Source organism: Bradyrhizobium sp. YR681, assembly GCF_000282615.1.
Taxonomy (GTDB): Bacteria; Pseudomonadota; Alphaproteobacteria; order Rhizobiales; family Xanthobacteraceae; genus Bradyrhizobium.
Genome location: NZ_AKIY01000321.1, coordinates 1 through 11609, shown reverse-complemented (window position 1 = coordinate 11609; position 11609 = coordinate 1). Strand labels below are relative to the sequence as shown.

At 63.5% G+C, this 11609-nt stretch carries 14 protein-coding genes; 11 read left to right on the top strand and 3 right to left on the bottom strand.

Annotation, left to right across the window (positions count from 1 at the left end; translation table 11 throughout):
• The coding region (locus tag PMI42_RS33985; protein ID WP_008143661.1) for a tRNA-binding protein at positions 1–363 on the bottom strand (363 nt) is incomplete at its 3' end.
• A 105-nt stretch (positions 364–468) separates the two neighbouring features.
• Between PMI42_RS33985 and PMI42_RS33980 the strand changes: the two genes are divergently transcribed.
• On the top strand, positions 469–822 hold the full coding sequence (locus tag PMI42_RS33980) for an ArsC family reductase (protein ID WP_035967436.1): 354 nt from the start codon (positions 469–471) through the stop codon (positions 820–822).
• Between the two features lie 24 nt (positions 823–846).
• Here PMI42_RS33980 and PMI42_RS33975 read toward each other — a convergent pair whose 3' ends face one another.
• On the bottom strand, positions 847–1521 hold the full coding sequence (locus PMI42_RS33975) for a hypothetical protein (protein WP_008143658.1): 675 nt from the start codon (positions 1519–1521) through the stop codon (positions 847–849).
• A gap of 309 nt (positions 1522–1830) precedes the next feature.
• Between PMI42_RS33975 and PMI42_RS33970 the strand changes: the two genes are divergently transcribed.
• The 7 genes from PMI42_RS33970 (at position 1831) to PMI42_RS33940 (ending at position 8305) form a co-directional block, all read left to right on the top strand.
• Positions 1831–2586, top strand: coding sequence for an ABC transporter ATP-binding protein (locus tag PMI42_RS33970; RefSeq protein WP_008143656.1), 756 nt, complete (start codon positions 1831–1833; stop codon positions 2584–2586).
• Positions 2579–3325 carry an ABC transporter ATP-binding protein gene (locus PMI42_RS33965; RefSeq protein ID WP_008143654.1) on the top strand — a complete coding sequence of 249 codons (747 nt, stop codon included), beginning with the start codon at positions 2579–2581 and terminating at the stop codon, positions 3323–3325. Before PMI42_RS33970 ends, PMI42_RS33965 begins: the two co-directional genes overlap by 8 nt.
• Positions 3326–3362: 37 nt before the next feature.
• Positions 3363–4586 (top strand): ABC transporter substrate-binding protein, encoded by a 1224-nt coding sequence (locus PMI42_RS33960; protein WP_008143652.1) that lies wholly within the window; start codon positions 3363–3365, stop codon positions 4584–4586.
• Positions 4587–4653: 67 nt separating this feature from the next.
• Entirely contained in the window at positions 4654–5517 is an 864-nt protein-coding gene (locus PMI42_RS33955; RefSeq protein ID WP_008143650.1) for a branched-chain amino acid ABC transporter permease, read from the top strand.
• A 1-nt stretch (position 5518) separates the two neighbouring features.
• Positions 5519–6487 carry a branched-chain amino acid ABC transporter permease gene (locus PMI42_RS33950; RefSeq protein WP_008143648.1) on the top strand — a complete coding sequence of 323 codons (969 nt, stop codon included), beginning with the start codon at positions 5519–5521 and terminating at the stop codon, positions 6485–6487.
• Between the two features lie 156 nt (positions 6488–6643).
• Positions 6644–7288: a DUF47 domain-containing protein gene (locus PMI42_RS33945; protein WP_008143646.1), complete on the top strand. Its 645-nt coding sequence runs from the start codon at positions 6644–6646 to the stop codon at positions 7286–7288.
• A 9-nt stretch (positions 7289–7297) separates the two neighbouring features.
• The gene (locus PMI42_RS33940; RefSeq protein WP_008143644.1) at positions 7298–8305 is read left to right on the top strand and encodes an inorganic phosphate transporter; all 1008 of its coding nucleotides are present in this window, start codon (positions 7298–7300) and stop codon (positions 8303–8305) included.
• Here PMI42_RS33940 and sugE read toward each other — a convergent pair.
• The gene (gene sugE, locus PMI42_RS33935) at positions 8298–8612 is read right to left on the bottom strand and encodes a quaternary ammonium compound efflux SMR transporter SugE (RefSeq protein WP_008143642.1); all 315 of its coding nucleotides are present in this window, start codon (positions 8610–8612) and stop codon (positions 8298–8300) included. The two genes, PMI42_RS33940 and sugE, sit on opposite strands and share 8 nt — an antisense overlap.
• Positions 8613–8770: 158 nt before the next feature.
• Here sugE and PMI42_RS33930 point away from each other — a divergent pair, with 158 nt between their 5' ends.
• The 3 genes from PMI42_RS33930 to PMI42_RS33920 all read left to right on the top strand — a co-directional run.
• Positions 8771–10390, top strand: a complete 1620-nt coding sequence (locus PMI42_RS33930) for a peptide chain release factor 3 (RefSeq protein WP_008143640.1) — start codon at positions 8771–8773, stop codon at positions 10388–10390.
• A gap of 107 nt (positions 10391–10497) precedes the next feature.
• A complete protein-coding gene (locus tag PMI42_RS33925) occupies positions 10498–11076 on the top strand; it encodes a UCP034077 family protein (protein WP_008143639.1) in 579 nt (192 codons plus the stop codon).
• Positions 11077–11145: 69 nt separating this feature from the next.
• Positions 11146–11609 (top strand): NnrU family protein (locus tag PMI42_RS33920; protein ID WP_008143637.1); only part of this gene is annotated, 464 nt, incomplete at its 3' end.

Sequence of the window (11609 nt, the reverse complement as noted above, 5' to 3'; positions counted from 1 at the left end):
CCGCCCGCCGTTCGGCACCGGCTTGCTCGGCTGCACCAGCACGACCTTGCCGTCGGCATCGGGGAAGCCGAGCGTGAGAACCTCCGACACGACCGGCCCGATCTGGCGCGGGGGGAAATTGACCACCGCGGCGACCTGTTGTCCGACCAGCGTCTCGATCGGATGATTCTCGGTGATCTGTGCCGAGCTCTTGCGCACGCCGATGGCAGGGCCAAAGTCGATCCACAGACGCCAGGCCGGCTTGCGCGCCTCCGGGAACGGTTTTGCATCGACGACGGTGCCGACGCGGATATCGACGGCAAGAAAGGTGTTGAAGTCGATGGTCGGCGAAGGCGCCGCGGCGGGATCGTGCGTGACGTGCATCGTGTGTCCGTTCGGTAAGTTGGCGTCGTTGGCAATATTGTCGCGCGGACCGGAGTTTCGTACAACGCCGCGGCAGAAGCAGCACGCATGCGCGAGGAACTGGTCTTGCCCAACACCATCTACGGTATCAAGAATTGCGACACCATGAAGAAGGCGCGCACCTGGCTCGACAGCCATGGCGTGGCGTACGAATTCCACGACTACAAGGCGGCGGGCGTCGACAAGGACAAGCTCAAGCAATGGAGCGACAAGGTCGGCTGGGAGACGTTGCTCAATCGCGCAGGCACGACTTTCAAGAAGCTGCCCGAGGCGGACAAGGAAGGCCTCACCGAGAAGAAGGCGCTGGCCTTGATGCTAGCGCAACCATCGATGATCAAGCGGCCGGTGCTGGAGGCCGGCGGCAAGCTGCTGGTCGGATTCAAGCCGGACATCTACGCCAAGGACATCAAGACCAAATAGGTCCGGGGCCGATCCGGCGAAGCGTCAGTTCAGCTCGATGGTCTCGGTGGCGATGCCTGAGGGATCGGCAAGCTCGACCACATCTGCTGCGGCGATGCGGCCGGGAGCGCGGTGAAACAGGTCGCGGTCGATCACGGCGCTCAGTTTCGGACGCGGCAGCGCGTCATTTCCGCGCATCAGATTCTTGATCTCGAAGCCGCCGTCCTCGCAGAAGGTCTTGAGCGAGGCGATGACGTGGCAGACCTTGCCGTCGGTCAGGAACGGCAGCAGCAGCCGTTCATAGGCGACGACGCGGCCATAGATGTCGTCGACATCGGCAACACTGTAGACCGGAAGCCCGCGCGCGACGCACTCGTAGTAGATGGGCATCACGACGGGGACCAGCCGCGGCCCGATATATTCATCCAGCAGGACGCCCTTGCCGGTATGTCCATAAGCGCGCGAGATGCGCGTACCTTCGCTCTGGATGGTGAGGCGCGGCGTCGGCGCCGAATTGTCTACTGTGTAATAGATGAGATCGGACAGCTCTTCCTCGAGCCGCGCGGGCTGGTACTCCCAGATCGCCGGTGCGATCTGTTCGCGCGCAAAAAGTCGCAGCCATGTGTTCAGGAGGTCACGCTGCCTGATCGACTTGACGGCGGAGGGAGCGGCGCTTGCGAAATCCAAAACAATATTCCCGGCAGTTCGAAACCCGCGCATGATGCCGCTTGCGGGAAAATTTTTGATGAAGGCTGGCGCGCGGAACGAAAGACCGTTAACGACGGCTTGATGACCGGTGCTTTCGCGAACCGGGACGCCGGGCAGGCGCGACGTCGACACCTCCGACTAAGGGAGCATTTGTATCCCAGTCAAAGGCCTGATCTGCTCAGCTTTCCGCCTTGCCTAACCCCCGTCACCTCCGGCATATTCCGCGCCCGGAGGCGGCGTTCCGGACGGGCTCCGAGGCCTCCGGAAAGCCGAAGCAACTAAGGACAGCCACGCGTACAGCGCGGGCAGGGGGAAATCTGTTTGGCCGATGAGTTCATTCTCGAAACGGAAGGCTTGACCAAGGAGTTCGCGGGTTTCTTCGCCGTCCGCGACGTTGCGCTCAAGGTCCGCCGTGGGAGCATTCACGCGTTGATCGGCCCGAACGGCGCCGGCAAGACGACCTGCTTCAATCTCCTGACCAAGTTCCTCAAGCCGTCAGCCGGAAAAATCCTGTACAAGGGCCAGGATATCACCGCGATGGCGCCGGCCGACGTGGCCCGCCTGGGGCTTGTCCGTTCGTTCCAGATATCGGCGGTATTTCCGCATCTCACCGCGCTGGAAAACGTCCGCGTCGCGCTTCAGCGCCAGCATGGAAGCTCGTTCGATTTTTGGCGCTCCAAGACGGTGCTCAACAGCTACAACGACCGTGCCCGCGAGCTGTTGAACGATGTCGGCCTCAGCGAGTTTTCTAATACGCCGGCGGTCGAGATGCCCTACGGGCGCAAGCGCGCACTCGAGATCGCAACCACGCTCGCGCTCGACCCTGAGATGATGCTGCTGGACGAGCCGATGGCGGGCATGGGCCATGAGGACATCGACAAGATCGCGGCGCTGATCAAGCGTATCTCCGCGAAATACACCATCCTGATGGTCGAGCATAATCTGAGCGTCGTGGCCAATCTCTCCGACATCATCACCGTGCTGACGCGCGGGCAGGTGCTGGCGCAAGGCCATTACAGCGAGCTCACCAAGGACGAGCGCGTCAAGGAAGCCTATCTGGGAGCCGGTCATGCCTGACACTGCGATCGCCGAGGCTCCGGCCAAGGCTGCGACCGGCGGAAACATCCTTCAGGTCCGCAACCTCGAAGCATGGTACGGCGAGTCCCACATCCTGCACGGGATCAATTTCGACGTGAATGCGGGCGAGGTCGTCACCCTGCTCGGGCGCAACGGCGCCGGCAAGACGACCACGCTGAAGTCGATCATGGGGATCATCGGCAAGCGTACCGGCTCGGTGAAGTTCAACAACCAGGAGATCATCCGCACGACCTCCGACAAGATCGCGCGCATGGGTATCGCGTTCTGCCCGGAAGAGCGGGGGATATTCTCCAGCCTCGACGTGCGGGAGAATTTGCTGCTGCCGCCGGTGGTGCGCGCGGGCGGATTGCCGCTCGAGCAGATCTTCGACCTGTTTCCGAACCTGAAGGAGCGGCTCAATAGCCAGGGCACCAAGCTGTCCGGCGGCGAGCAGCAGATGCTTGCGATCGCCCGCATCCTGCGCACCGGCGCGGGCTTCCTGATGCTGGACGAGCCGACCGAGGGCCTCGCGCCCGTCATCATCCAGCAGATCGGCCACACCATTGCGCGGCTCAAGAAGGAGGGCTTCACGATCCTCCTGGTCGAGCAGAACTTCCGCTTCGCCTCCACGGTCGCCGACCGCTATTACGTGGTCGAGCACGGCAAGATCATCGATGGGTTTTCCAATGCGGAGCTTGCCGCCAACATGGACAAGCTCCACACCTATCTCGGCGTTTAGAACGGCCCACGAGAAAATTCAAAAAAAGGAAAGTTGCATGAAGACCAGGTCGATTGCGTCATTGCTGCTGACCACCGCGCTCACCTTCGCCCTGGCCGGCGTTGCGTCCGCGCAGGACAAGACCGTCAAGATCGGTGCGCTGTCCGATCAGTCCGGCCTCTATGCCGACCTCGGCGGTCCCGGCTCGACGCTCGCCGCCCAGATGGCCGTTGAAGATTCCGGCCTTGCCGCCAAGGGCTGGAAGATCGACATCATCTCCGGCGATCACCAGAACAAGCCCGACATCGGCACCGCGATCGCGCGGCAATGGTTCGACGTCGACAAGGTCGACATCATCGTCGACGTGCCGAATTCCGGCGTGGCGCTGGCCGTCAACAACGTCATCAAGGAAAAGAACGGCGTCTACATCAACTCGGGCGCCGCAACCTCCGACCTCACCAACGCGCAGTGCTCGCCCAACACCGTGCACTGGACCTACGACACCTACATGCTGGCCCACACCACCGGCCAGGCGCTGGTCAAGGCCGGCGGCGACACCTGGTTCTTCCTGACCGCGGATTATGCCTTCGGTGCTGCGCTGGAGCGCGACACCACCGCGGTCATCACCGCCAATGGCGGCAAGGTGGTCGGTGGCGTCAAGCATCCGCTGAACACGCCGGACTTCTCCTCGTTCCTGCTCCAGGCGCAGGCCTCGAAGGCCAAGATCATCGGCCTTGCCAATGCCGGCGGCGACACCACCAACTCGATCAAGCAGGCGGCCGAGTTCGGCATCGTCAAGGGCGGCCAGAAGCTCGCCGCGCTCTTGCTGTTCCTCACCGACGTCAAGGCGATCGGTCTGGAAACCGCGCAGGGCCTCAACTTCACCGAGACCTTCTACTGGGACATGAACGACCAGACCCGCGCGTTCTCCAAGCGCTTCGCCGAGAAGATGAAGAGCAACGCGCCGCCCACCATGGTGCAGGCCGGCGTGTATGCGGGCGTGCGACACTATCTCAAGACGCTGGAAGCGCTCGGCGGCAATCCGCATGACGGCGTCAAGGTCGTCGAGAAGATGAAGTCGATCCCGACCGAGGACGATCTGTTCGGCAAGGGCGAGATCCAGCCGAATGGCCGCACCATCCACAGCGCCTATCTGTTCGAGGTGAAGAAGCCCTCGGAGTCCAAGGGCCCGTGGGACTTCTACAAGCTGGTCGGCACGGTGCCGGGCGACCAGGCCTTCACGCCGCTCTCCGAGAGCAAGTGCGCGCTGTTGAGGAAGTAAGCAATAGCCCGCCGGCTGTGAGCCGGCGGGCGTTCGAGGGAACGCCGAAGGACCGGGTGCGGGATCGATGCAGGCTCTTTACGCTCAGCTACTGGTAGGACTGATCAACGGCTCGTTCTACGCGCTGCTCAGTCTCGGGCTCGCCGTGATCTTCGGCATGCTCAACATCATCAATTTCGCCCATGGCGCGCTCTACATGATGGGCGCCTTCGTCGCCTATTTCCTGCTGAACCTCGGCGGCATCAACTACTGGTGGGCGCTGCTGTTCGCGCCGATCATCGTCGGCATCTTCGGCATGATCCTGGAGCGGACCATGCTGCAATGGCTGACCGGGCTCGACCACCTCTACGGCCTGCTCTTGACCTTCGGCATCGCGCTGATCGTGCAGGGCGTGTTCCAGAATTATTTCGGCTCCTCCGGCCTGCCTTACGCCATTCCGGACCAGCTCAGGGGCGGCATGAATCTCGGCTTCATGTTCCTGCCGATCTATCGCGGCTGGGTCGTCATCTTCTCGCTGGTGGTGTGTATCGCGACCTGGTTCCTGATCGAGAAGACGCGGCTCGGCGCTTACCTGCGCGCCGCCACTGAAAACCCGACGCTGGTGCGCGCCTTCGGCGTCAACGTGCCGCGCATGATCACGCTGACTTACGGTCTCGGCGTCGGCCTCGCCGCGCTCGCCGGCGTGCTCTCGGCGCCGATCAACCAGGTACGGCCGCTGATGGGCGCCGACCTCATCATCGTCGTGTTCGCCGTGGTCGTGATCGGCGGCATGGGATCGATCATGGGCTCCATCATCACCGGCTTTGCGCTCGGTGTGATCGAGGGCCTGACCAAGTATTTCTACCCCGAGGCCTCCAACACCGTCGTATTCGTGCTGATGGTGCTGGTGCTCTTGGTGAAGCCAACGGGATTGACGGGAAGGGCGGCCTGACATGACAGCCTTGACGGACGACACGCTGCCGGTAACCCCGCGCGCCATTCGCGACGAGATGATCGTGTTTGTGGTCATGGCGCTGCTGCTGGCGTCGGTGCCATTCACGGGAGTCTATCCGTTCTTCGTGATGCAGGCGCTGTGCTTCGCGCTGCTTGCCTGCGCCTTCAATCTGCTGATCGGCTACGGCGGATTGCTGTCCTTCGGGCACGCGATGTTCCTCGGCACGGCCGGCTATTGCAGCGCGCATGCGCTGAAAGTGTGGGCGCTGCCGCCTGAGCTCGGCATCCTCGTCGGCATCGCGGCGGCCTTCGTGCTCTCGCTCATCACCGGCTACATCTCGATCCGCCGCCAGGGCATCTATTTCTCGATGATTACCCTGGCGCTGTCGCAGCTGCTGTACTTCATCTATCTTCAGGCGCCGTTCACCCACGGCGAGGACGGCATCCAGGGCATCCCGCAGGGGCGCATGTTCGGCGTCCTCGATCTCTCCAAGCCGACGATCCTGTACTATGTCGTGCTGGCCGGCTTCCTCGCCGGCTTCCTGCTGATCTATCGCATCATCAACTCGCCCTTCGGCGAAGTGCTGAAGGCGATCCGCGAGAATGAGCCGCGCGCGATCTCGCTCGGCTACCGCACCGACCAGTACAAGTTCCTGGCCTTCGTCCTGTCGGGCACGCTGGCCGGCTTTGCCGGAGCGCTGAAGGTGTTCGTGGCCCAGAATGCCTCGCTCACCGACGTGCACTGGTCGATGTCCGGCGAGGTCGTGCTGATGACGCTGGTCGGTGGCCTCGGCACCATCTTCGGTCCGGTGGTCGGCGCCTTCGCGATCATCGCCATGCAGCAATACCTGGCGGGCTTCGGCCAGTGGGTGACGGTGATCCAGGGCTCGATCTTCGTGATCTGCGTGCTCACCTTCCGCCGCGGCGTCATCGGCGAAATCGCGCATTACTTCCGGCGGTCGCTCTAAGTTGTTGATTTGACGGTAATTTAACTGTCGCGCGAATCCGGTGGATGATCCGGCTCCGCGGGCGTGAGATGACACGCGCGCGGGTCGGAAATGGTCTATGACAGTTTCATGACGGCCCGTTCGGGCCGGGCCATTTCCAACCGGTAGCCTATCCCCATGATGCGATGGTTTCGCGCGTTCCTGCCCAAGGAAGAACGGTTCTTCGACCTGTTCGACCGCCATGCCCAGACCGTGATCCAGGGGTCGATCGCGCTCCAGGGCGTGCTCAACGGGGGCGAGGAGACGCCGGTCTATTGCCAGCGCGTCAACCAGTTCGAGAACGACGCCGACAACATCACCCGTGAGGTGCTGACGGCGGTGCGCCGCACCTTCATCACGCCGTTCGACCGCGGCGACATCAAGAACCTGATCACCTCGATGGACGATGCCATCGACCAGATGCAGCAGACGGCCAAGGCCGTGATGCTGTTCGAGGTCCGCACCTTCGAGCCGCCGATGCGTGAGATCGGCGCGCTGCTGATCGAATGCGCCAATCTGGTCGGGCGCGCGCTGCCCTTGATGCAGGAGATCGGCAAGAACGTCGCCATGCTCACCGCGATCACGGAAGAGCTGACCAAGCTCGAGGGCCGGGTCGACGATCTCCACGACATCGGAATGAAGGAGCTGTTCCTCAAGCATCGCGACGGCAGCGCGATGGATTTCATCGTCGGTGTCGAGATCTACGACCATCTTGAAAAGGTGGCCGACCGCTTCGACGACGTCGCGAACGAGATCAACAGCATCGTCATCGAGCAAGTTTAGGACCGCGCCGTGGATGCAGCGTTGGGTCTTCCCGTTCTGGTCGGATTGATCGCCGTCGCGCTGCTGTTCGATTTCCTGAACGGCCTGCACGACGCCGCCAATTCGATCGCGACCATCGTCTCGACCCGCGTGCTGCGGCCGCAATTCGCCGTGTTGTGGGCCGCGTTCTTCAATTTCATCGCCTTCATGGTGTTCGGCCTGCATGTCGCGCAGACCATCGGCACCGGCATCATCGATCCCGCGGTCGTTGACGCCCAGGTGATCTTCGCGGCGCTGGTCGGTGCGATCGTCTGGAACCTCGTGACCTGGGGGCTCGGGATCCCGTCCTCGTCCTCGCATGCGCTGATCGGCGGGCTCGTCGGCGGCGGCATGGCCAAGGCGGGGATCTCGGCGGCGGTGTGGAGCGGCCTGTCCAAGGCCGTGCTGGCGATCGTGCTGTCGCCACTGGTCGGCTTCCTGCTCGCGATGATGCTGGTCGCGATCGTGTCCTGGCTCTCGGTACGCTCGACGCCGTTCGCGGTGGATCGCGCCTTCCGCATCCTGCAATTTGCCTCCGCCTCGCTCTATTCGCTCGGCCATGGCGGCAACGACGCGCAGAAGACCATGGGTATCATCGCGGTGCTGCTCTATTCGCAGGGCCATCTCGGCGGCGAGTTCTCGGTGCCGTTCTGGGTGGTGCTGTCCTGCCAGGCGGCGATGGCGCTGGGCACGTTGATGGGCGGCTGGCGTATCGTCCGCACCATGGGCCTGCGCATCACCAAGCTGACGCCGATGCAGGGCTTCTGCGCCGAAACCGGCGGCGCGGCGACCCTGTTCATGGCGACCTTCCTCGGGGTTCCCGTCTCGACCACCCACACCATCACCGGCGCCATCGTCGGCGTCGGCGCGGCCCGCCGGGTCTCGGCGGTGCGCTGGAACGTCGCAAGCTCGATCGTCTACGCCTGGGTGATCACGATCCCGGCCTCGGCCATCGTCGCGGCTCTGACCTGGTGGGCGGTCCAGATTTTCGTCAGGTGACGAATTTCAGCCCCGCGATGCCGGCGACGATCAGCCCGATGCTGGCGAGGCGGAATGCGGTGGCCGGCTCGTCGAACAGGATGATGCCCAGCGCCGCGGTGCCGACCGCGCCGATGCCGGTCCAGACCGCATAGGCGGTTCCGACGGGCAGCGATTTGAGAGCCAATCCGAGCAGGATGACGCTACCGGCCATGGCCGCAAGCGTGATGACGGACGGAACCAACCTGGTAAAACCCTCGGTGTATTTCAGGCCGATCGCCCAGGTGATTTCGAGAAGACCGGCGACGAACAGGATGCTCCAGGCCATGACGCCCCTCCGTTCAAGGCAGGGTCGTCCCCGCGGCTGATATGCTGATGAGCGGGAAGGCCGTCCTGCCCGAAAGCCGATATGGGGCTGGCCGCAGGGCTCCGCAATCACCACATGAGGCTTGATCAGGCCCATTTTCCCTGCCAAACGCTCCCGCCATGTCCGACATCGCCATATCAGCCGACTCGCCGGCCCGTTCCCCGCTTGCCACCGAGGTGGCGCGGCGGCGGACCTTCGCGATCATTTCCCACCCGGACGCGGGCAAGACCACGCTGACCGAAAAGCTGCTGCTGTTCGGCGGCGCCATCAACCTGGCCGGCCAGGTCAAGGCCAAGGGCGAGCGGCGCAACACGCGTTCGGACTGGATGAAGATCGAGCGCGAGCGCGGTATCTCGGTCGTGACCTCGGTCATGACCTTCGAGTTCGAGGGCCTCGTGTTCAACCTGCTGGACACGCCGGGCCACGAGGACTTTTCGGAAGACACTTATCGGACGCTCACCGCAGTCGATTCCGCGGTCATGGTGATCGACGCCGCCAAGGGCATCGAGGCGCGCACCCGAAAGCTGTTCGAGGTGTGTCGTCTTCGGGATATCCCGATCATCACCTTCATCAACAAGATGGACCGCGAGAGCCGCGACGTGTTCGAGCTGCTCGACGAGATCGAGAAGACGCTGGCGCTCGACACCACGCCGATGACCTGGCCGGTCGGTCGCGGCCGCGATTTCCTCGGCACCTATGACGTCGTCAATGGCGGTGTGCGCCTGCTCGAAGGCGGCGGCGCCAAGACCGGTGCGGCGCAGCAGATCGAGATCGCCGAACTCGGCAAGCTCAACGCCAATCTCGACGTGTCCGCGGTCAAGGACGAGCTCGAGCTCGTCACCGAAGCGTCGAAGCCGTTCGAGCTCGGTGCGTTCCGCGAGGGCCATCTGACGCCGGTCTATTTCGGCAGCGCGCTGCGCAATTTCGGCGTCGGCGACTTGCTGGAAGGTCTCGGCAAATTCGCGCCCGAGCCGCGCGCGCAGGACAGCGACCAGCGCAAGGTCGAGGCGACCGATCCGCGCATGAGCGCGTTCGTGTTTAAGATCCAGGCGAACATGGATCCGAACCATCGCGACCGCATCGCCTTTGCCCGCCTGTGCTCCGGAAAACTCAGTCGCGGCATGAAGGCAAAGCTGGTGCGCACCGGCAAGAGCATGCCGCTGTCGAGCCCGCAATTCTTCTTCGCGCAGGACCGTTCGGTGGCGGACGAGGCATTCGCCGGCGATGTCGTCGGCATTCCCAACCACGGCACGCTGCGCATCGGTGACACGCTGACCGAGGGCGAGGATTTCAACTTCGTCGGCGTGCCGAGCTTTGCGCCGGAAATCGTTCGCCGCGTGCGGCTGACCGACGCGATGAAGGCGAAGAAGCTGAAGGAAGCGCTTCAGCAGATGTCGGAAGAGGGCGTCGTGCAGGTGTTCCGTCCGCGCGACGGCGCGCCGGCACTGGTCGGCGTCGTCGGCGCGCTCCAGCTCGACGTGCTGAAGGCGCGGCTGGAGGCGGAATATTCGCTGCCGGTCGAGTTCGAGGTCAGCGAATTCCAGCTGGCGCGCTGGGTCTCCTCGGAGGACCGCAAGAAGCTCGATACTTTCATTGCGGCGAATACTTCGAGCATCGCGGACGATGTCGACGGTGATCCCGTGTACCTGGCGAGGAACGAGTTCTATCTCGGCTATACCAGGGAGCGCGCCGAGGGGATCGAGTTCACCAACGTCAAGGACGTCAAGAAGAAGGGGTAGGGCGGCTGTGCCCGCCGCTGCGCGAACGCGAGCATGTGAACGCCCGCGGGCTTGACGTCGTCGGAGGCAATGCCACGTTCCTGAATGTGGCCTTGCGAGTTCGCATCATGTGGCGCGGCATTCTCGTTTTCATCCTGCTGGAGATATCGGCCGTCGCCGCCGATGCGCAGCGCCGCCAGATCAATCCGATCCCGTTTTCGCACGAGCCGTGCAGTGTGCTCGACGGCCGGCCCTGCACGCCGTCCTATTGCAGCCCGCTCGAGCCCGGCCCCTGCGTTCCCGAGATCGACTATCCCTATGGCGAGAATCTCCAGCTCACCATCCAGAGCGTGCCGTCCGATGCCGATCGCGCCAAGTATCAAAAGCCGGATCACGATCTCAACACGATCGGCGACCTCTTCGCCGAACTGCGCACCTGCTGGTCGCCACCGTCGGACAATGCGCGCGCGGGCATGCAGATGTCGGTACGCTTCAGCTTCAACAAGGCAGGTGGCCTGATCGGTCCGCCCCGCCTCACATTCGCGACCGCGGGCGTGCCGGCCGATACCCGCGCGACTTATCTCAACGCGATCAATTCGTCGCTGAACGCCTGCCTGCCGCTGAAATTCACCAGCGGTCTCGGGGGTGCCCTGGCGGGGCGTCCGATCGCGATCCGCTACGTCGACAATCGGGAGCTGGGCAGGTAGCGCATCGGTTGCGACCGGCGGCCAATCGATGATACGCCATAAGCGGGGCTGCGTTACGGGGAGGATGTCGTGGGTCTGCTGGTCATGATGCTGGGGCTGGTGCTGTTCTTTGCGGCCCATGTTTTCACGACGAAACGTGACGCCCGCGCGCGGGCGATCGCGCGGCTGGGCGAGGGGACCTACAAGATCCTCTATGCGGCGGTCTCGCTTGCGGGGCTCGCATTGATCATCTGGGGCTTTGCGCATTATCGCAGCACGGGCTGGATCGACGTCTGGTATCCGCCGAAGGCGATGAAGCACATCACGATCGCGCTGATGCTGCCCGCGGTGATCCTCGTCGTCGCTTCCTATCTGCGCGGGCGAATCTATGCGACTCTGAAGCATCCGATGCTGGCCGGCATCAAGCTGTGGGCGGCGGCGCATCTGCTCGCCAATGGCGACCTCGGCTCCATCATCCTGTTCGGCTCGTTCCTGGGCTGGGCGGTCTATGACCGCATTTCACTGAAGCATCGCACCGACGGCGGCGGGCCGCC

Coding starts and splice junctions, on each gene's coding strand:
- PMI42_RS33950 (WP_008143648.1), top strand. CDS start 5,519: ATGACAGCCTTGACGGACGACACGCTGCCGGTAACCCCGCGCGCCATT.
- PMI42_RS33965 (WP_008143654.1), top strand. CDS start 2,579: ATGCCTGACACTGCGATCGCCGAGGCTCCGGCCAAGGCTGCGACCGGC.
- PMI42_RS33930 (WP_008143640.1), top strand. CDS start 8,771: ATGTCCGACATCGCCATATCAGCCGACTCGCCGGCCCGTTCCCCGCTT.
- PMI42_RS33960 (WP_008143652.1), top strand. CDS start 3,363: ATGAAGACCAGGTCGATTGCGTCATTGCTGCTGACCACCGCGCTCACC.
- sugE (WP_008143642.1), bottom strand. CDS start 8,612: ATGGCCTGGAGCATCCTGTTCGTCGCCGGTCTTCTCGAAATCACCTGG.
- PMI42_RS33925 (WP_008143639.1), top strand. CDS start 10,498: ATGTGGCGCGGCATTCTCGTTTTCATCCTGCTGGAGATATCGGCCGTC.
- PMI42_RS33955 (WP_008143650.1), top strand. CDS start 4,654: ATGCAGGCTCTTTACGCTCAGCTACTGGTAGGACTGATCAACGGCTCG.
- PMI42_RS33975 (WP_008143658.1), bottom strand. CDS start 1,521: ATGCGCGGGTTTCGAACTGCCGGGAATATTGTTTTGGATTTCGCAAGC.
- PMI42_RS33945 (WP_008143646.1), top strand. CDS start 6,644: ATGATGCGATGGTTTCGCGCGTTCCTGCCCAAGGAAGAACGGTTCTTC.